Raw genomic sequence first — 16,811 nt, 5'->3', positions numbered from 1 at the left:
TCCCCATATTGCTGGTGCCGTTGAGCGGCTGTTCCGGCGTTCAGTCGGCACTTGCGCCCGCCGGTGAGGAGGCGGCTGCGATCTACCAGCTTCTTCTCGTCATGGTGCTTGGCGGGGCATTGGTGTGGTTCGCGGTCGTCGGCTTGCTTCTTCACGCGGCGAGACGCCGGGAAACGTCATGGACCGAGGAGCAGGCAGGCAGGCTGATCCTGCTCGGCGGCGTCGCCTTTCCCGTTGTCGTGCTTCTGGCGCTCCTTGCCTATGCAGTGTGGCTGATGCCGGTGATCCGCCCGTGGTTCGCGCAGCAGGCGCCGGAACAGGGCATGATCGAGGTGACGGGGGAACAATTCTGGTGGCGTATCCGCTATCCGGCCGCCGACGGTACGCCCGCCTTCGAGACAGCGAACGAATTGCGTCTTCCTGCTGGCGAGCGGACTGCCTTCGCGCTCAAGGCGGCCGATGTCATTCATTCCTTCTGGATTCCGGTACTCGGCGGCAAGATGGATATGATCCCCGGCCGCACGAACATATCGTCCCTGCTGCCGACGAAGACGGGTGTCTTCCGTGCGCCCTGCGCCGAATTCTGTGGCACTTCGCACGCGCTGATGGCTTTTTCCGTCATCGTCATGGAGTCCGCGGATTACAAAACCTGGCGTCGCGCACAGGCCTCGGGCAATGCGCCCAGCGATCACGAAGGAGAGCGGCTCTTTGCTTACCACGGCTGCGCCGGCTGTCACGGCATACGGAGCATGACGCCGGCGGCAAGCCTTGGCCCGGACCTGACCTCCTTCGGACAACGCCAAACTGTCGGGGCAGGCACGCTTGCCAACACGGTCGAAAACGTTGCGCGTTTCATCCGCAACCCGCAGACCGTCAAACCCGGCGCGAAAATGCCGACCTTCGATATGCTTCCCGACACGGAAATAACTGCTATCGCCGATTATCTCGTGGGGCTCAAATGACCGCCCCTTCCGAGCTTTCCGTCGAAGAGCGAAAGGCGCAGGAAGGCGAGCTTCGCGAGGTCTGGCGCACACCCTCCGGCTGGCGCTACTGGACGTCGGTCAACAATACCGAGATCGGCCTGTGGTACGGCTCTGCGGCCTTCCTCTTCATGCTGTTTGCCGGGGTGCTGGCCCTTCTGGTGCGTGTGCAGCTCGTCGTTCCCGACAACGATTTCCTCTCCGCCGACACCTTCAACCAGGCCTTCACCCTGCACGGCACGGTGATGATGTTCCTCTTCGCCGTGCCGATCTTCGAGGCGGTGGCGATCTTTCTGCTGCCCTCGATGCTCGGCGCGCGCGAACTCCCTTTCCCGTGCCTCTCCGCCTTCGGCTTCTGGAGCTTCGCGCTCGGCGGCGTTTTCGTTTGTGGCTCCATCTTCTTTGGCGCAGCGCCCAATACGGGCTGGTTCATGTACCCGCCGCTCGCCACCGACAAGGAATATTCGGGCATCGGCGCGGATATCTGGCTGCTCGGCCTGTCCTTCATCGAGGTCGCCTCCATCGCCGCCGCCGTGGAGTTGATCGTCGGCATCATGAAGTGCCGCGCACCCGGCATGCGCATCAACATAATGCCGCTCTTCGCCTGGTATCTCCTCATCGTCGCCGGCATGATCCTCTTCGCCTTTCCGCCGCTGATTGCCGGCGACATCCTGTTCGAGATGGAGCGGATGTTCGACTGGCCGTTCTTCGATGAGACACGCGGCGGCGACCCGTTGCTCTGGCAGCATCTTTTCTGGATCTTCGGCCATCCGGAGGTCTACATTATCTTCCTGCCCGCCATCGCACTGATGGCAATGATCGTGCCGACGTTCTCGCAGCGCCCCATCGTCGGCTATTCCTGGATCGTGCTGGCCGCCGTCGGAACAGGTTTCCTTAGTTTCGGCCTGTGGGTCCACCACATGTTCACCACCGGCTTGCCGCAGATCTCGCTCGCGTTCTTCTCGGCAGCCTCCGAGGCCGTGGCGATCCCCACCGGCGTGCAGATCTTCGTCTTCATCGCCACCATGCTCGCTGGCCGCGTCATCTTCTCCGTGCCCATGCTGTTCGGCGCCGGTGGTCTCGCAATCTTCGTCATCGGCGGGCTGACCGGCGTCATGGTGGCGCTCGTGCCCTTCGACTGGCAGGCGCACGACACCTATTTCATCGTCGCCCATCTGCACTATGTGCTGATCGGCGGCATGCTGTTTCCTGTCGTCGCCGGCATCTACTATTATTATCCGCTGCTGAACGCCCGAAAACTCTCCGACAATCTGGGCAAGATCGCCTTCTGGCTGATGTTCATCGGCTTCAACGTTGCGTTCTTCCCGATGCATCTGGCGGGCCTGCGCGGCATGCCGCGGCGGGTCTTCACCTATCCGGCCGATATCGGCTGGGACTGGTTCAACCTGATCTCGACCATCGGCGCCTTCATCTTCGCGGCAGGGGTGGCCATCGTCGTCGTCGACGTGCTGAGACCCAAACATCGCCAGCCAAAGGAAGAGCAGAACCCTTGGAACGCCGGCACGCTGGAATGGATCAGCGAACCGGAAGAGAAATGGGGCGTGCGTTCCATCCCGATCATCAGGAGCCGGTATCCGATCTGGGACCAGCCCGGCCTCGTCGAGGACATCAAGGCAGGCCGCTACTATCTGCCCGACGCCAAGGATGGCGCGCGCGAAACGCTGGTTACGTCCGTGCTCGATGCCGAGCCGATCCAGTGCCTGCGCGTCGGTGGCACTACCATTCTGAGTATCCTCGCCGCGTTCTCGTTGGGCGGCGTCTTCATCGCGCTGACCTTCCACTGGTGGATCATTACCGCCGCTTGCGCGGTGATAACGCTGGTGGCCATTGTTGCCTGGCTCTGGACGGGTACAGCAGTCATTTCCCGAGAGGAGATGCGCAACGTCGGGCTTGGCAAGACGCTGCCGCTCTACACGTCCGGCCCACAATCGGTCGGCTGGTGGGCCATGTTCATCACCATGGCCGGCGACGGCACCGCCTATGCCAGCCTGATGTTCGGCTACTTCTTCTACTGGACCATCCATGACGATTTCACCGGCGGGCATGGGGGGCCGGGATTGCTCTGGCCGCTCGCCGCCGCCGGCCTCTTCACGCTCGCCTGGCTGGCGATGCTGGCGGCCCGCAGGGCAAACAAAGGCGACCGCCACGCGCGAACGCGCCTCTGGCTCGTGCTCTCCGCCCTCCTGACGCTTGCCGCCGGTGGCGCCAGCCTTGCCGGGCCCTATCTCACCGGCATGGATCCGACCGCACACGTCTATCCGGCCATCGTCTGGGTCGTCGCCCTGTGGACCGTCGTGCATGGCGGCGTCGGCGTGATCATGCAGGCCTATTGCCTGGCGCGGAGCCTCGCGGGCCGGATGAGCGCCCGATACGACATGGATCTGCGCAATGTCGTGCTCTACTGGCACTTCCTCGTCATCACGGCGATCACGTCCTTCGGCGTTCTCGGCCTCTTTCCGGAATTGAGGTGATGCCCATGCGCCTGATCCCGAAGGAAATCGAAAGTCTCTGGACCCTCTTTACCGCGCCGACCATCTGGGCGCTGCATTTCCTTGCCTGCTACATCACTGCCGCGACCTACTGCGCGAAAGCGGGCGCCGCGCCGCTCTCCTTCGAGACGATGCGCCTCGCGCTCGGCGCCGTCACGGTTGCGGCCCTTGGCGGGATCGTCCTCTCCGCCTTTCTCGCCTGGCGGCAATGGGGCTTCGGCTCCGGCGATCCGCCGCACGACGAGCCAACCCGCAGGGATCGTCTGCTCTTCCAGGGCTTCGCGACGCTGCTGCTCTCCGGCCTCAGCTTCGTGGCAGTGCTCTTCGTCGCCGTACCACTCGTCTTCATCGAGGCCTGCCAGCCATGAAGAGGTCCGCGCGCATCATCGGCCTTCTCCTCCTCGCCGTGCTTGGCGCCGTCCTCGTGGCGAGCTTCGGCGGGGGCTCGTTCACCGTCCATATGGTCGTCCATATGGGCATCGTCGCGGTCGCCGCGCCGCTCATCGCCTGCGGCAAGCCCGGCACGCGGCTCGATGCGTTTCCGGGGGTCGCCCGGATGACGCCCATGCTCGCATCGTTCGTCGAGCTCGTCGCCGTCTGGTTCTGGCACCTGCCGGCGCTGCGCATGGTCGCCGATGCAAGTTTCGCCCTCTCCCTCATCGAGCAGGCAAGCTTCCTGGCGGCGGGCGTCCTGCTCTGGCGGGTCTGCTTCCGGCCGGGGGAAGGCCGCCTTGCCGGTGCGGCCGGGCTGCTGTTCACTTCCATGCACATGACCCTGCTCGGCGTGCTGCTGGCGCTCGCCCCGCGTCCTCTCTACGGCGAGGGCGACGTCTCCTGCTTCGGCTTTTCGCTTTCGGCCGCCGCCGACCAGCAGATCGGCGGGGTCGTCATGCTGATGGTTGGCGCCTGCGCCTATCTCGTCGGAGGGATCGTGCTTCTGGCCGGGCTGCTGCGGGAGGACGGGGCGCAATGCTGATCGGCTGGAAACAGATCGCCGGCCTCGTCCTTGCCGGCATGGTCGCCGCCTTCCTCGTTGCCTGGTCTGGCATCATCGGGGTGGGCGCGAGCACGGGCCACTGGAAGGCGACCGACTGGTTCCTGCACTGGGTGATGCGCTCCTCCGTGCGCACGGCGGCGATCGGAACGCCGGTCCCGGCCTTCACCGAAGGCATGCTGCCGATGGCGGCGGGCCATTTCGAGAAAGGCTGCGCCCTCTGTCACGGTTCGCCCGCTCTGCCGCCGCCGGCGAGTGTCCGCAACATGCTGCCCGCCCCGCCGGACTTGAAGGACAAGATCTCCGAATGGAGCGACGCCGAGCTTTTCCAGGTCGTGCAGCACGGCGTGCGCTTCACCGGCATGCCGGCCTGGCCGGTGGCGGGGCGCGAAGACGAAGCCTGGGCCATGGTCGCCTTCCTGCGCCGCTATCCTCAGCTCGACGCGGCGGGCTATCGCGACCTCGCGGGCTTTGCCGCCGCGCGGTCGACAACGATGGACAGCGTGATCGAGACGTGCAACGGCTGCCATGCGCCGGACCGGCTCGACGGGCAAAGCCTCATACCGCAGCTTGCCGGGCAATCCGTCACCTATCTGGAACAGGCCCTCGCCGCCTATGCGGGCGGAACGCGCGGGAGCGGCGTCATGGCCGTCGCGATCGAGGGACTGGACGACAAGGAACGCCGTGCCATCGCTCGTCACTTTGCGCGCCGGACGGCCGCCCTCCGCCAAACGGCGTCCGCAGACGCGGCCCGCGGCGAAGCACTCGCCCTGAAGGGCGATCCCGCCAAGCGGATTCCAGCCTGCCTATCCTGTCACGACAAGACTGGCGCCAATCCAGCTTTTCCCAGCCTTTCCGGCCAGACCGAAGCCTATCTTGCCAATCAGTTGCGGCTCTTTGTGGGAAAGAAGCGCGGCGGCGGCCCGTTCAGCGCGCTGATGACGCAGGCGGCGACCAATCTCGAGGACAGCGACATTGTCGCGCTCGCCGCCTATTTCGCAACGCGTGGCATCAGCAATCCGCAACAATGACAGCCCTGCCGTTGTGTCATCGGCCCGCGGCATGCTCGCAGCCTAATTGCGGAACAATGGCCATTGCCTCTCGTTAGCGATCCATCCTCGCAATGAAAGGCAGAACCGATGGACACCGCGCTCACAGGCCGTCTTGCCGCCTCTCCCCTCTCGCTGACGATCAATGGCACGCCGTATACGCTCAATATCCATCCCTGGGCGACGCTTCTCGACCTCCTGCGCAGCGATCTGCAACTGACCGGCACCAAGAAGGGGTGCGACCATGGTCAGTGCGGCGCGTGCACCGTCCTCATTGACGGGCAGCGCATGAATGCCTGTCTCAAGCTCGCCGTTACGCTGGACGGGGCGGCGATCACCACCGTGGAAGGGCTGGGGACACTGGACAGGATGCATGCCGTTCAGAAGGCCTTTGTCGAACACGACGCTTTCCAATGCGGTTACTGCACACCTGGCCAGATCTGTTCAGCCATCGGCCTCCTCAAAGAAGGTCATGCCCGGACGCGGGAAGACATTCGCGAATTGATGAGCGGCAATCTCTGTCGTTGCGGCGCCTATACCAACATCGCCGACGCCATTGAGGATGTGCTCGCGACGCGGGCTTCCCTGCGGGAGGCCGCGGAATGAACCCCTTTTCTTACACCCGCGCAGAAACCGTCGCCGACGCCGTAGCTGCACTCGCCGATCGCCCGCAGGCGCACGTCCTGGCCGGCGGCACCAACCTTGTCGACCTTATGAAATACGATGTGGTGCGGCCCGAAGCGATCATCGACATCAACCGCCTCCCCTTGAGGGAAATCGAGGAGCTTGCCGATGGCGGGCTGCGCATCGGGGCGCTGGCGAGCAATTCGACCGTCGCCTATGATGCCCGGATCGAGACGCGTTATCCCCTACTGGCGAGCGCCATTCTCGCCGGCGCCTCGCCGCAGTTGCGCAACGCTGCAACGACCGCCGGCAATCTGCTGCAGCGGACGCGCTGTCCCTATTTCTACGACCCCTCCACGCCTTGCAACAAGCGCGAGCCGGGCAGCGGTTGCGCGGCCATCGGCGGCGTTACGCGCATGCACGCCATCCTCGGCGCCAGCGATCGCTGCATAGCCGTCCACCCCTCGGACATGTGCGTGGCGCTCGCCGCTCTGGGTGCCACGGTGGAAGTGGTGGGACCGGATAGCGCGCGAGACATCGCCTTCGGCGATTTCCACCGGCTGCCGGGCAATGCACCGCACCGCGACAATATCCTTGAGCGCGGCGAGCTCGTCACCGCCATCCGGCTGGAAGCCGACCACTTCGCCCGCCACTACACCTATCTGAAGCTGCGCGACCGGCTTTCCTACGCTTTCGCGCTGGTGTCCGTCGCCGCGGCGATGGAAGTCGCCGACGGACATATTCTCGACCTGCGCGTCGCGCTCGGCGGCGTGGCCCATAAGCCCTGGCGCGATCCGCTCGCCGAAGCCGAGTTCGCCGGCGCGCCGGCCGAAAAGGCGACATTCACGCGCGTGGCCGACCGCCTCCTCGCCGAGGCAAAGGGCCAGGGCGGCAACGACTTCAAGATCCCGCTCGCCCGGCGGGCAATCGTGCGCGCATTGCGGCAAGCGGCCAGCGGAACACCGCAGAGCCAGACGATGAAGGCAATCCAATAGGAGGCAAGAATGCTCGACCGTTCCAGAATCGTCGGCCTGCCCACCTCCCGCATCGACGGGGCGCTCAAGGTGACCGGGCAAGCCAAATATGCCGCGGAACATTTCGAACCCGGAATGCTGTTCGGCCATGTCGCGCTCGCCACCGTCGCGACCGGGCGCATCGTCGCCCTGGATCTTCGCGCGGCGGAGCGCGTGCCGGGTGTCGTCAAGATCTACACCCACGAGAACCGGCCGAAAGCAGCCTATCGCGACAGCAAATGGAAGGACGCCGTGGCGCTGCCCGGCCATCCGTTCCGCCCTCTGGAAAGCGACCGCGTGCTGTTCGACGGCCAACCGGTCGCCTTTGTTGTGGCGGAAACGCCGGAGGCGGCGCGCCAGGCCGCCGCCTTGATCCATGCCCATTACACGGCCGGCAAGGCGCATACGGATATCGTGGCAGAACAGCGCAACAGCTACGAGCCGCCGGTCGCCCGCATGAAGCAGTTTCTGCCGCCCCCGCCACGCGGTGACGCCGCGGCAGCCTTCGCCGCGGCGCCACACAGGATTTCCGCCGACTATGCCCTCCTCGGCGAACATCACAATCCGATGGAGCTGTTTGCGGCCACCGTGCGCGTCGGTGATAACGGTGCGCTCACCATCCACGACAAGACTCAGGGCTCGCAGAACAGCCGCGACTACGTCTGCGGCGTGTTCGGCCTCGACCCCGAAAAGGTGATCGTGGAAAATGGTTTCGTCGGCGGCGCCTTCGGCCAGGCGCTCAGGCCGAAACACCATCTTTTCCTCGCCGTGATGGCGAGCCTGGACCTCGGCCGTTCGATGAAGGTGGAGATGACCCGGCGGGAAATGTTCTACCTCTCCTGGCGTCCCTCCTGCGTGCAGACGGTCTCGCTGGCGGCGGATGCCGACGGCCAGTTGCAGGCCGTCATGCACCATGCCGTGCACGCCACCTCCCGCCACGAGGACTACCAGGAGAATGTCGCAAACTGGTCCGGCCTCGCCTATCGGTGCGACAATGTGAAGATTTCCTACGAGATCGCCAAACTCGACCTCGCGACACCCGGTGACATGCGTGCGCCGGGCGCGGCGACCGGCGTCACCGCACTCGAAACTGCCATGGACGAACTCGCCTACGTGGTCGGTATCGATCCGCTGGAACTGAGGGTTCGTAACTTCGTGCAGCGCGATCAGAACCAAGATAAAGCCATCACGTCCAAGGCGCTGCATGCCTGCTACCGTGAGGGTGCCGAACGTTTCGGCTGGGAGAAGCGCTCGCCCGCTTCGCGCTCCATGCGCGACGGCAACGACCTCGTCGGCTGGGGCATGGCGGGCGGTGTATGGGAAGCGATGATGTCGAAGGGCGAAGCGAAAGTTCGTCTTTCAGCCGACGGAAAGATCACCGTCAGCGCGGCCGCCTCCGACATTGGAACCGGTACGTACACGATCCTCGGCCAGCTCGCAGCAGAGGTCTTTGACTGTCCGATCGAGGCGGTAACGGTAGACATCGGCAAGTCGGACCTTCCGAAAACCGGCGTCGAAGGGGGCTCGTGGACCGCTGCAACGACCGGTTCGGCCGTTCAGGCCGCAGCGAAATCCGTCGTGAAGACGCTTTTCGGCCATGCCAAGTCAATGAAGAATTCGCCGCTCGCTAAGGCTCGCAAGGAGCAGGTCGAAATAGCCGAAGGGCGCCTCGTTCTTGAGAACAATCACCAGATCGGTATCGCCGTTGCCGACATCATGGCCGCGGCAGATCTCGACATGATCGAGGAACATGCCAAGGTCGGCCCGGACATGCTGTCCATGATGCGTTATGCCTCCTACAGCCATTCGGCGGTCTTCGTCGAGGTGAAGGTGGACGAGGAACTGGGTGTCGTGCGCGTCACGCGCGTCGTCAGCGCGATTGCCGCCGGCCGCATCCTCAATCCCAAGACGGCGCGAAGCCAGATTCTCGGCGGCGTGGTAATGGGCATCGGCATGGCGCTGCACGAAGAAGGCATGATTGACCACCGTACCGGCCGCATCATGAACCACAATCTGGCCGACTATCATATCCCCGCCCACGCGGACATTCACGACATCGATGTGATCTTCGTTGAGGAGGAAGACGACAAGGCAAGCCCGATCGGGGTGAAAGGCCTCGGCGAAATCGGTATCGTCGGCGTTGCCGCGGCCGTGTCGAACGCAATTTTCCATGCAACCGGCAAGCGCATTCGCACCCTGCCGATCACCATCGACAAGATCCTGGAAAGCGGGAGCGCGCAATGACCCTTACTGCGTTTGCCCTCAACTGCACCCTGAAAACGAAAACCGCCGGCACCCCCTCCTCCACCGATCGCATGCTAAGGCTGCTCGCCGCGGCGATGAAACCGCTCGGCGTGACGACGGAATTTCTGCAACTCGCCGACTACGACATCAAGCCTGGCGTCACCTCCGACGAAGGAAATGGTGACGCCTGGCCGGGTATACGCCGGAAGATCCTCGACGCCGACATCCTCGTGATGGGTACGCCAATCTGGATGGGTCAGCCGTCCAGCGTCTGCAAGCGCGCGCTCGAGCGGATGGATGCCTTCCTGGAAGAGAAGGACGACAGGGGCCGCATGGTTTCTTACGGCCGGGTCGCCGCCGTCGCCGTTGTCGGCAACGAGGATGGTGCCCATCACGTCTCGGCCGAGCTGTTCCAGGCGTTGAACGACGTCGGATTCACCATTCCCGCCAATGCCGTGACTTATTGGGTGGGCGAGGCGATGGGCTCGATCAATTTCATCGATCTCGAGGAAATTCCCGATGTCGTGCGCTCCACGCTCGATCTCGTTGCCCGCAACACGGTGCACGCCGCCCGTCTCTTCAAGGACCGGCCCTATCCCGGCGAAGGAGAATGACCATGGCGAAGAAAAAGAAAAGATGGTCGCAGGACGTGACCGAAAACAGCGATGCGCTGGATCTCAAGGCGGGCGTTTTCAAGGAGGGCAGCGCCAGGAAAATCGCGCATTCCCTGAAGCAATCGGCGGAAGAGAGCGACCGGCGCAAATCCAGCCCGTTCCGCTCCGCCATGTCCATGCTGACATTCTACATCAATCGGGCGGGCGACCAACTTACCAAAAGTCGCCGCGCCACGCTGGAAAGCGCCAAGGACGAGTTGCGCAAGGATTTCGGCAAGAAGTCGAAGAAGGGCAAGTGACGGCCAAGCAGCGTAGCCGTGTTAGCGTAGGCCGGCCGGTGAGCGTCAAACGGCTGTTTCACGACTGTAGAACATTCTTGCCGATGCCTCGACAACCGAACGATGCTTTCTCGCGTCAAACGCACCGTTCGGGAACGTGTCGATGAGATATTTGGCGAAGGCTTCCTTTGCGCCGTCCGACTGATCGAACCAGACCTGCGATGAGATCTCGTCGAACAGCAATTTGAGATTCTTCAGCTCCTGTGGCTGGAAGACCGTCTTGACATATAGATGATCCATCGACGTCTCCTTCGACGCGGCTGGCGACAAAGGCCGCTTGAGGTTCCAAGCTTGCCTATTGATCGCGCGGCGGGGTCGGCTATGGGCGAACGGAAGTCCTTGGAGCATTCGACAAGGATGAGTTTTGAAGAAACCGAACCGAGTTGAAACCCATGGCTCCGCCTCCGAACTGGGGCGAAAGGTGTCACTCTCCCAAGACAGCGCCCGTAGCATTTGCCGTCCATGACAAGCATCATACGCCGATATGCGACAATGTCGATGCTTGGCGCTTACGAAGGCCGAGTGCCCAGCGATCGTGCTGTCGCATATCGCGGCCCGCGCTTCCCATCAATTAACGGAACTTTGCCTCCCGCCGCCAGTTGGTATCGCGCAGGCAGGACCTGCCTGCGTGATTTTTCTGAAGAGCACTTCAAGGAGGAATGATCCATGGCAAGGGATTGGGAAGGCCGTGAAGGCAACCGCGGATATGGTGAGCGCGGCGATGACTGGCGGCGCGAGCGTGACTGGTCCGACAAGGCAAGCGACGAGGCACGCTCCTGGTTCGGCGACGAGGACGCCGAACGCCGCCGCATGATGGATAACCAGTATCGCGGCGAACGTGACTATCGCCGTGACACGGGCCGCAGCGATCGCCGGGAGGATCGCTCGGGCAGTATGCGTCCCTTCGCCGGGCGCGAAAACTATCCGGGATATGACCGTCCCTGGTCGAACAGCCCCGCAGGTGGCGTCAACCGCGATGCCTATGGTTATCCGCGCCGCCAATCGGATGACCGCTGGAGTTCCGGCTACGGCTATAATGAACGCGGCTATGGCTCTTCCGACCGTGGCAACAGGGCCGGATGGGATGCCGATCGCGGTTTCTTCGAACGCGCTGGTGACGAGGTCGCGTCCTGGTTCGGCGACGACGATGCACAGCGCCGGCGCGAAATGGACGCACGCCATCGTGGCCGCGGCCCGAAGAACTACACCCGGTCGGACGAACGCATTGCCGAAGACGTCAACGATCGTCTTGCCGACGATGCGCATATCGATGCCTCGGACATAGAGGTTTCCGTCAGCAGCGGCGAAGTCACGCTGAACGGTACGGTGACCGAGCGCTTCGCCAAGCGTCATGCGGAGGACATCACGGAACGGGTTTCCGGGGTGAAGCATGTGCAGAACAACCTGCGCGTCTCCGAACCTCAGACAACGACCATGGAGACGACGTCCGACACACCGCGCACCGCGAATGCGTCCGCGACCCCGTCCGAGTCGTTCCGCCACTGAAGCCAATGCGGCCCCAGCAGGGGCCGCCCCCTCCGGGAGGCTGCCATGCTCGACTATGCCGACGCACGATCTCAGATGGTCAAGAGGCAACTGGCCCGCCGCGGCATCGCGGACAAACGCGTGCTCAAGGCCATGGAAGCCGTGCCGCGCGAGTGCTTCGTTGAAGAGAGGGCTATCAGGAGTTTGCCTACGAGGATTCCCCTTTGCCGATTGCCGAGGGGCAGACCATCTCCCAGCCCTATATCGTCACCCGCATGGGACAAAGGAGGCCTATCAGCGCCTCTCGACATTGCTGGACCGGACCCAAAGCGATCTGAAGCCGCGAGGAACAACGCCCGGCGACCAGAGTTAGAACCAATTCACCCAAATCAGGAGGAGAGAAGCAATGCCCCGCGGCGACAAGTCTTCCTACACCGACAAGCAGAAGCGCAAAGCCGAACATATCGAGGAAGGATATGAGGATCGCGGCGTTTCGGAAAAAGAGGCCGAACGGCGTGCCTGGGCCACCGTCAACAAGGAAAGCGGTGGCGGCAACAAATCTGGTTCCGGCCGCGGTCATGCGGAAAATCACGCCTCCTCAGAAAAAGGTGGTCGAAAGGGTGGAGCGGCGTCTGCCGCGAGGTCGAAGGCCGAACGCTCGGCGTCCGCAAAGAAAGCGGCCGCCACCCGCAAGCGCAACGAGCAGCACGCGCATCATTGATGGATGTGCGCCGGAGAGAACGAGGAGTTCCAACCATGAAAGTCAGCGAAGTCATGACGCGCAATGTGCGCATCGCCAATGCGGACGAGACCATCCAGGACGCCGCCCGCATCATGGCGGAAATCGATGCCGGCGTCGTGCCGGTTGGAAAGGACGGGAAACTGGTCGGCATGCTCACCGACCGGGATATTGCAATCCGGGCCGTTGCCCAAGGCATGGGCCCCGGATCGAAAGTGAGCGATGTCATGTCGGCCGAGGTGAAATATTGCTTCGAAGATGAGGATCTCGATCACGTCTGCAGCAATCTTGGTAGTCAGAAAATCCGCCGCATCCCCGTTCTTGGCCGCGACAAGCAGCTGGTGGGCATCCTGTCGCTCGGCGACGTGGCCGTAGAAACCGGCGGAGATGGCGCCGGCGAGGCGTTGGCCGCCATCTCCCGTCCGGGCGGCGCGCACAGCCAGTCCGGCACGCAGCCCCATTGAGGCACCCTCTAACAGAATGAGGCCGGCGCGCACCGCCGGTCTCACAGGACAGGAAGCCCTAGCCATGCAAGATCAACCCCGGGCCGAGCATCGGATGAATGGGCATCCTTATGTCGCTTTCGCCGTCAACATGATCCTCAGCCTTGTAGCCATGTACGTCGTCATGTTCTCCATGATCGATGGCTGGATCGATTTCAGGAACAATCTCAACATGCTCTACATGGCGCTGACCATGGTCGCGCCGATGGGCGTTCTCATGATTGTGACCATGAAGGGAATGTATCCGAAACGGACGCTGAACGTTCTGCTCATTGCGGGTTTCGTCATCCTGTTCATCAGCGGCTTCGCAGCCATACGCACACAGGCGTTGATCGGCGATCGGCAATTCATCGCCTCGATGATCCCCCACCATTCCGGCGCGGTTCTCATGTGCAGGAAAGCGGCCCTCACCGATCCCGAACTGACGACCCTTTGCGCGCAAATCGCACGCGGGCAACGTGCAGAAATCGAACAGATGAACGCGATCCGCACCCGGCTAGGGAGCGATTGAGGAGACGGTATGGCACCTCCAAGGAATATGGACGACGTGTTGCGATATCTGCCCCTGCGGATCGGGGCCTATATTCCCGACGACCTTCTGGAAGACTGGTTTGCGCCTGGAACGGGCATGAACCCGCCGAACAAAGCGGCGCTTGAGGCCGCTCGCGTCTACGGTCGACGGTTCGAATGTGAATTCAAGCACTATGAAGAGCGTAAGGAAGGAGTGTTCTGGAAATGGGTTCCCGCGATATAGTTGGAGAGACGATGGAAGCGAAAGCTGCGAACGCCGTAATCGAGGAGCTTGAACGGCAGGCGGCAGACGCTCCGCAGCGCCTCAGGGTTCAGCGGCAGGGCGATCGCGTGGATGTCCGCGGCGAGATTGACGTCGATGCCCTTGTGATGGTCGTTGTCGGGTCTATGGCCGGTGGGCCGTGAAACGGGACGCCTTCGTCCTGGGCGATCCCCGTTTCTCAAATACCACCGCAAAGCGTGATGCCTGAACTGTCGGTGCTGAGGTCAGAAGAACCATCGCGAAAGTAGACCGGTAAGGCCGCGGAGATAGACGAGCACGCTATCGGTGACTGCACCAAGGGTGGCGTTGATGAGGTTCGAACTTATGACCAGCAAGTCATGAACTCGACAAAACAATTGACTAGGGCGAATCTGCTGCCCAATCCTCGTGGCTATGCCTGATACGGATCACAAAGACGCTTCCGTCCTCTTTGATGCGATAAACTACAAGGTGTGCCTTGAAGGGATGGATCCTAACAGGCGGAGAAATCTCATGGCGCTCACGCGCCATTCGTGGATTGCCGGCAATTAGCTCGAACAAATTGAAGAGCTCATCATGATATCGTTTAGCAACCAATGCTCCGAAGATGCGAATGCCTTCTTCCGCAATTGAGATTACATCCTCTTCCGCTTGGACCGATAGGATGAATGGCATCAAGCGCGTCCGCGGCTGATCTCGGCTCGCGTGGTGGCTGCAGCAAACAGCTCGTCCGCTGAACGGCTCCCAACGCCGCTTCTAATTCCGTCATCGACAAACCGCTGCATCTCGGCAATCTTGTCGGTACGGGCCTGATCTCTGCGGATCAAGTCTCTGACGTAATCGCTCGCATTCGAATACCGACCGGTCTTAGCTTGGGCTTCAACCCAATCTTTCATGGGGTCCGGCAGGGATACGTTCATCGTCGCCATTTGAATCTCCTTGATGGGTAACGATATCCGCCAATGGCAAAGTTTGTCAAACTATTGATTGCCGTGCGGCAGGCACTTGAAGAGATACGAACCGATGCCCCTGCCATACCTCCAGAACACATTGATCTTAAATTGAAAATAGGTCGCGCTAGCTGTTCGACGAGGCCGGCCCGCCAATCCCCATGATCCGACTTCTGGCCGGAGCGTTCACGGGCAACTGCACAATCTTTGCGCGCTCGGTCCGGCTATGAATATTCACTCACGCAAAGATTGCTGTTGCGCCCACGACAAACAGGATAGCGCAACAACAAGCTATGCCGGCGATTGGTCTTACTCTCCGCCAGCGCGGCAATGCAAAGCAGGGCGTAGTACGCCAGATTTAGGCCGGCCCATAGCAACAAATGACTGCGGGCCGAACGTGCGCAAAACGCGTTGCAAATTTGCACTAGCTCATAATCTAAACGAACTCTCCTCCGGATTGCTTATCACTTCACCTTCTCCGACGATAAATCACTCATCAAACGCCGATATTCCGCTTCGGGTCGACCATAGCAATCATGTGCGAAAGCCTCGAGGGCCAAGCGATCGCGGATGACGACACTGCCCCGCAGTGAGCGGATGAGGCCTTCGCCTTCCAGGACGTGGAGCGCGGTCGTCACACTGGGGCGCCTGACGCCGAGGAGCACCGAGAGGAGTTCGTGCGTTACGGCCATCTCATCGCTGCGGGAGCGGTCGTGGCACATGAGAAGCCAGCGGGCGAGGCGCGCGTTGACGTCATGCACCGCGTTCGAGACCGCCGTGTGCGCCAGTTGAACGGCGAACCCCTCCATGGACCGGTTCATGATTTGCACGAAAGGTTTGCTCTGGTCCATCCAGCGACGGAAATCATCGAACTCCATGCTGTAGCCTTCGGCATCGAGCTGAACCGTGACGTCGTAGGAACTGATCCGCGCACCGGTGACCGCGGCAGTCGGGATATATCCGTCGAAGCCGAAGATACCGGCTTCTGCGCGCCGCCCGAGCGGCGTCATGATCACCACAGACCCTATACCGGAGGTCAGGAAATGCACTGTGTCGATCGGCTTGTCACGATGCGCCAGTGGCGTGCCCTTTGGAAAGACATTGTGTGTCAGATCCGGCGCCAGCATCTGGAAATCGATTTCCGGCAGAAGCTGCAGGAGATTGTTGAGGGGCGCTGAGCGCAATGGGGCAGTCATGTTCACGCCTCCAGTTTCTGGCCGAGGCTTGTTTCGGCGCTTCCGGCTCCCAGAGATAATGGAACGAATTTACGCCTTCTCGCCGCCCTGGCAAGGGCGGGCAAGAACCGGGCACACTGATCGACGGGATATAAGGATGGCCGGTCCGCAGCTCGCGGACCGGCCTTCTTCAAAGCGAGAAATACGGTTTGCAGTCAGCGCCGATAACGCAGACGCTCCTGCTCGATTTCTGCGGGTCCGTAGGGATCGAGCGTTTCGTCGAAGCGCGTCCAACCCTGTTCGGTATAGGCCGCGCGCCGCTCGACCGGATCGACCCAGTTCGACTGGCGCAGAACCGCCTCGGCTTCCGCATAGAGGTTCTCCTCGACCCGGGCGGTTACAAGCGTGCCGCCGCGGCGCACGCCTTCCGCATAGACATGGGCATGCTCCTCCGGCACGCCGGATTCCGTCATTGCACCGATGATGCCGCCTGCCGCGCCCCCCGCGACCGCACCTGCGGCAGCGCCGGCCGCGGTTGCGGCAAGCCAGCCGGCGGCGACCACCGGACCGACACCCGGTATGGCCATAATGCCAAGGCCGGTCAGGAGGCCACCGACGCCGCCGACGGCTGCACCGATCCCGGCACCCGTTCCGGCGCCTTCGGCGGCATTCGTGTCGCCGGTCTGCCGTTCGTCCACGTTGTTCGAGACGATGCTGATGTCATCCGAGGGAATGCCCCTCGCTTCGAGGGCGCGGACAGCGGCGCGTGCATCGGAGTAGTTGTCAAAAAGTCCGGTAGCGGTTTTCTTCATGGAAATATC

The 16,811-nt window shown here is 62.4% G+C and carries 22 protein-coding genes; 17 read left to right on the top strand and 5 right to left on the bottom strand.

Going from position 1 to position 16,811, the window contains the following annotated elements:
* Window positions 1-14 precede the first annotated feature (14 nt).
* From P9A16_RS30540 to P9A16_RS30495, 10 genes are all read left to right on the top strand, one after another.
* Window positions 15-962: a cytochrome c oxidase subunit II gene (locus P9A16_RS30540; protein WP_443021722.1), complete on the top strand. Its 948-nt coding sequence runs from the start codon at window positions 15-17 to the stop codon at window positions 960-962.
* Complete coding sequence (ctaD, locus tag P9A16_RS30535; protein WP_023513712.1) at window positions 959-3,472, top strand: cytochrome c oxidase subunit I; 2,514 nt, start codon at window positions 959-961, stop codon at window positions 3,470-3,472. The genes P9A16_RS30540 and ctaD overlap by 4 nt, the downstream gene beginning before the upstream one ends.
* Window positions 3,473-3,477: 5 nt before the next feature.
* The gene (locus P9A16_RS30530) at window positions 3,478-3,858 is read left to right on the top strand and encodes a hypothetical protein (protein ID WP_023513711.1); all 381 of its coding nucleotides are present in this window, start codon (window positions 3,478-3,480) and stop codon (window positions 3,856-3,858) included.
* Entirely contained in the window at window positions 3,855-4,466 is a 612-nt protein-coding gene (locus P9A16_RS30525) for a cytochrome c oxidase assembly protein (RefSeq protein WP_024270791.1), read from the top strand. The genes P9A16_RS30530 and P9A16_RS30525 overlap by 4 nt, the downstream gene beginning before the upstream one ends.
* Window positions 4,460-5,515 carry a c-type cytochrome gene (locus tag P9A16_RS30520; protein WP_023514579.1) on the top strand — a complete coding sequence of 352 codons (1,056 nt, stop codon included), beginning with the start codon at window positions 4,460-4,462 and terminating at the stop codon, window positions 5,513-5,515. Before P9A16_RS30525 ends, P9A16_RS30520 begins: the two co-directional genes overlap by 7 nt.
* Before the next feature lie 108 nt (window positions 5,516-5,623).
* On the top strand, window positions 5,624-6,139 hold the full coding sequence (locus tag P9A16_RS30515) for a (2Fe-2S)-binding protein (RefSeq protein WP_024270790.1): 516 nt from the start codon (window positions 5,624-5,626) through the stop codon (window positions 6,137-6,139).
* Entirely contained in the window at window positions 6,136-7,152 is a 1,017-nt protein-coding gene (locus P9A16_RS30510; protein ID WP_023511840.1) for an FAD binding domain-containing protein, read from the top strand. Before P9A16_RS30515 ends, P9A16_RS30510 begins: the two co-directional genes overlap by 4 nt.
* Window positions 7,153-7,161: 9 nt before the next feature.
* The gene (locus tag P9A16_RS30505; RefSeq protein WP_024270789.1) at window positions 7,162-9,414 is read left to right on the top strand and encodes a xanthine dehydrogenase family protein molybdopterin-binding subunit; all 2,253 of its coding nucleotides are present in this window, start codon (window positions 7,162-7,164) and stop codon (window positions 9,412-9,414) included.
* Window positions 9,411-10,028, top strand: a complete 618-nt coding sequence (locus P9A16_RS30500) for a flavodoxin family protein (protein WP_023516356.1) — start codon at window positions 9,411-9,413, stop codon at window positions 10,026-10,028. Before P9A16_RS30505 ends, P9A16_RS30500 begins: the two co-directional genes overlap by 4 nt.
* Before the next feature lie 2 nt (window positions 10,029-10,030).
* Window positions 10,031-10,327 (top strand): DUF3175 domain-containing protein, encoded by a 297-nt coding sequence (locus P9A16_RS30495; RefSeq protein ID WP_023516355.1) that lies wholly within the window; start codon window positions 10,031-10,033, stop codon window positions 10,325-10,327.
* A 45-nt stretch (window positions 10,328-10,372) separates the two neighbouring features.
* On the opposite strand, the gene P9A16_RS30490 is transcribed toward P9A16_RS30495, so the two are convergent.
* Window positions 10,373-10,606 carry a hypothetical protein gene (locus P9A16_RS30490; protein ID WP_024270788.1) on the bottom strand — a complete coding sequence of 78 codons (234 nt, stop codon included), beginning with the start codon at window positions 10,604-10,606 and terminating at the stop codon, window positions 10,373-10,375.
* 426 nt (window positions 10,607-11,032) lie between these two features.
* Between P9A16_RS30490 and P9A16_RS30485 the strand changes: the two genes are divergently transcribed.
* The 7 genes from P9A16_RS30485 (at window position 11,033) to P9A16_RS30455 (ending at window position 14,029) form a co-directional block, all read left to right on the top strand.
* The gene (locus P9A16_RS30485) at window positions 11,033-11,872 is read left to right on the top strand and encodes a BON domain-containing protein (RefSeq protein WP_024270787.1); all 840 of its coding nucleotides are present in this window, start codon (window positions 11,033-11,035) and stop codon (window positions 11,870-11,872) included.
* Between the two features lie 203 nt (window positions 11,873-12,075).
* The gene (locus tag P9A16_RS35830; protein ID WP_430441042.1) at window positions 12,076-12,189 is read left to right on the top strand and encodes a hypothetical protein; all 114 of its coding nucleotides are present in this window, start codon (window positions 12,076-12,078) and stop codon (window positions 12,187-12,189) included.
* 68 nt (window positions 12,190-12,257) lie between these two features.
* Window positions 12,258-12,572 carry a hypothetical protein gene (locus tag P9A16_RS30475; RefSeq protein ID WP_024270786.1) on the top strand — a complete coding sequence of 105 codons (315 nt, stop codon included), beginning with the start codon at window positions 12,258-12,260 and terminating at the stop codon, window positions 12,570-12,572.
* Window positions 12,573-12,607: 35 nt separating this feature from the next.
* Window positions 12,608-13,054 carry a CBS domain-containing protein gene (locus P9A16_RS30470; protein WP_024270785.1) on the top strand — a complete coding sequence of 149 codons (447 nt, stop codon included), beginning with the start codon at window positions 12,608-12,610 and terminating at the stop codon, window positions 13,052-13,054.
* Between the two features lie 64 nt (window positions 13,055-13,118).
* Window positions 13,119-13,604 carry a DUF305 domain-containing protein gene (locus P9A16_RS30465; protein ID WP_024270784.1) on the top strand — a complete coding sequence of 162 codons (486 nt, stop codon included), beginning with the start codon at window positions 13,119-13,121 and terminating at the stop codon, window positions 13,602-13,604.
* Between the two features lie 9 nt (window positions 13,605-13,613).
* Window positions 13,614-13,847 carry a hypothetical protein gene (locus P9A16_RS30460; RefSeq protein ID WP_024270783.1) on the top strand — a complete coding sequence of 78 codons (234 nt, stop codon included), beginning with the start codon at window positions 13,614-13,616 and terminating at the stop codon, window positions 13,845-13,847.
* On the top strand, window positions 13,829-14,029 hold the full coding sequence (locus P9A16_RS30455; RefSeq protein WP_024270782.1) for a hypothetical protein: 201 nt from the start codon (window positions 13,829-13,831) through the stop codon (window positions 14,027-14,029). The genes P9A16_RS30460 and P9A16_RS30455 overlap by 19 nt, the downstream gene beginning before the upstream one ends.
* Window positions 14,030-14,246: 217 nt before the next feature.
* Here P9A16_RS30455 and P9A16_RS30450 read toward each other — a convergent pair whose 3' ends face one another.
* The 4 genes from P9A16_RS30450 to P9A16_RS30435 form a co-directional block, all read right to left on the bottom strand.
* Window positions 14,247-14,540 (bottom strand): type II toxin-antitoxin system RelE/ParE family toxin, encoded by a 294-nt coding sequence (locus P9A16_RS30450; RefSeq protein ID WP_037409354.1) that lies wholly within the window; start codon window positions 14,538-14,540, stop codon window positions 14,247-14,249.
* Window positions 14,540-14,794: a type II toxin-antitoxin system ParD family antitoxin gene (locus P9A16_RS30445; RefSeq protein ID WP_024271439.1), complete on the bottom strand. Its 255-nt coding sequence runs from the start codon at window positions 14,792-14,794 to the stop codon at window positions 14,540-14,542. Before P9A16_RS30445 ends, P9A16_RS30450 begins: the two co-directional genes overlap by 1 nt.
* Window positions 14,795-15,279: 485 nt before the next feature.
* Window positions 15,280-16,011, bottom strand: a complete 732-nt coding sequence (locus P9A16_RS30440; RefSeq protein ID WP_024271522.1) for a Crp/Fnr family transcriptional regulator — start codon at window positions 16,009-16,011, stop codon at window positions 15,280-15,282.
* A gap of 194 nt (window positions 16,012-16,205) precedes the next feature.
* Entirely contained in the window at window positions 16,206-16,802 is a 597-nt protein-coding gene (locus P9A16_RS30435) for a general stress protein (RefSeq protein WP_023512853.1), read from the bottom strand.
* Window positions 16,803-16,811: the final 9 nt, after the last annotated feature.

This window comes from Shinella sp. 838 (assembly GCF_029623935.1).
GTDB lineage: Bacteria > Pseudomonadota > Alphaproteobacteria > Rhizobiales > Rhizobiaceae > Shinella.
This window is presented reverse-complemented; position numbering and strand designations above follow the sequence as displayed.

Coding starts and splice junctions, on each gene's coding strand:
- P9A16_RS30490 (WP_024270788.1), bottom strand. CDS start 10,606: ATGGATCATCTATATGTCAAGACGGTCTTCCAGCCACAGGAGCTGAAG.
- P9A16_RS30440 (WP_024271522.1), bottom strand. CDS start 16,011: ATGACTGCCCCATTGCGCTCAGCGCCCCTCAACAATCTCCTGCAGCTT.
- P9A16_RS30495 (WP_023516355.1), top strand. CDS start 10,031: ATGGCGAAGAAAAAGAAAAGATGGTCGCAGGACGTGACCGAAAACAGC.
- P9A16_RS30510 (WP_023511840.1), top strand. CDS start 6,136: ATGAACCCCTTTTCTTACACCCGCGCAGAAACCGTCGCCGACGCCGTA.
- P9A16_RS30520 (WP_023514579.1), top strand. CDS start 4,460: ATGCTGATCGGCTGGAAACAGATCGCCGGCCTCGTCCTTGCCGGCATG.
- P9A16_RS30460 (WP_024270783.1), top strand. CDS start 13,614: ATGGCACCTCCAAGGAATATGGACGACGTGTTGCGATATCTGCCCCTG.
- P9A16_RS30475 (WP_024270786.1), top strand. CDS start 12,258: ATGCCCCGCGGCGACAAGTCTTCCTACACCGACAAGCAGAAGCGCAAA.
- P9A16_RS30450 (WP_037409354.1), bottom strand. CDS start 14,540: ATGCCATTCATCCTATCGGTCCAAGCGGAAGAGGATGTAATCTCAATT.
- P9A16_RS30445 (WP_024271439.1), bottom strand. CDS start 14,794: ATGGCGACGATGAACGTATCCCTGCCGGACCCCATGAAAGATTGGGTT.
- P9A16_RS30515 (WP_024270790.1), top strand. CDS start 5,624: ATGGACACCGCGCTCACAGGCCGTCTTGCCGCCTCTCCCCTCTCGCTG.
- ctaD (WP_023513712.1), top strand. CDS start 959: ATGACCGCCCCTTCCGAGCTTTCCGTCGAAGAGCGAAAGGCGCAGGAA.
- P9A16_RS30455 (WP_024270782.1), top strand. CDS start 13,829: ATGGGTTCCCGCGATATAGTTGGAGAGACGATGGAAGCGAAAGCTGCG.
- P9A16_RS30465 (WP_024270784.1), top strand. CDS start 13,119: ATGCAAGATCAACCCCGGGCCGAGCATCGGATGAATGGGCATCCTTAT.
- P9A16_RS30525 (WP_024270791.1), top strand. CDS start 3,855: ATGAAGAGGTCCGCGCGCATCATCGGCCTTCTCCTCCTCGCCGTGCTT.
- P9A16_RS30505 (WP_024270789.1), top strand. CDS start 7,162: ATGCTCGACCGTTCCAGAATCGTCGGCCTGCCCACCTCCCGCATCGAC.
- P9A16_RS30485 (WP_024270787.1), top strand. CDS start 11,033: ATGGCAAGGGATTGGGAAGGCCGTGAAGGCAACCGCGGATATGGTGAG.
- P9A16_RS30470 (WP_024270785.1), top strand. CDS start 12,608: ATGAAAGTCAGCGAAGTCATGACGCGCAATGTGCGCATCGCCAATGCG.
- P9A16_RS30500 (WP_023516356.1), top strand. CDS start 9,411: ATGACCCTTACTGCGTTTGCCCTCAACTGCACCCTGAAAACGAAAACC.
- P9A16_RS30530 (WP_023513711.1), top strand. CDS start 3,478: ATGCGCCTGATCCCGAAGGAAATCGAAAGTCTCTGGACCCTCTTTACC.
- P9A16_RS30435 (WP_023512853.1), bottom strand. CDS start 16,802: ATGAAGAAAACCGCTACCGGACTTTTTGACAACTACTCCGATGCACGC.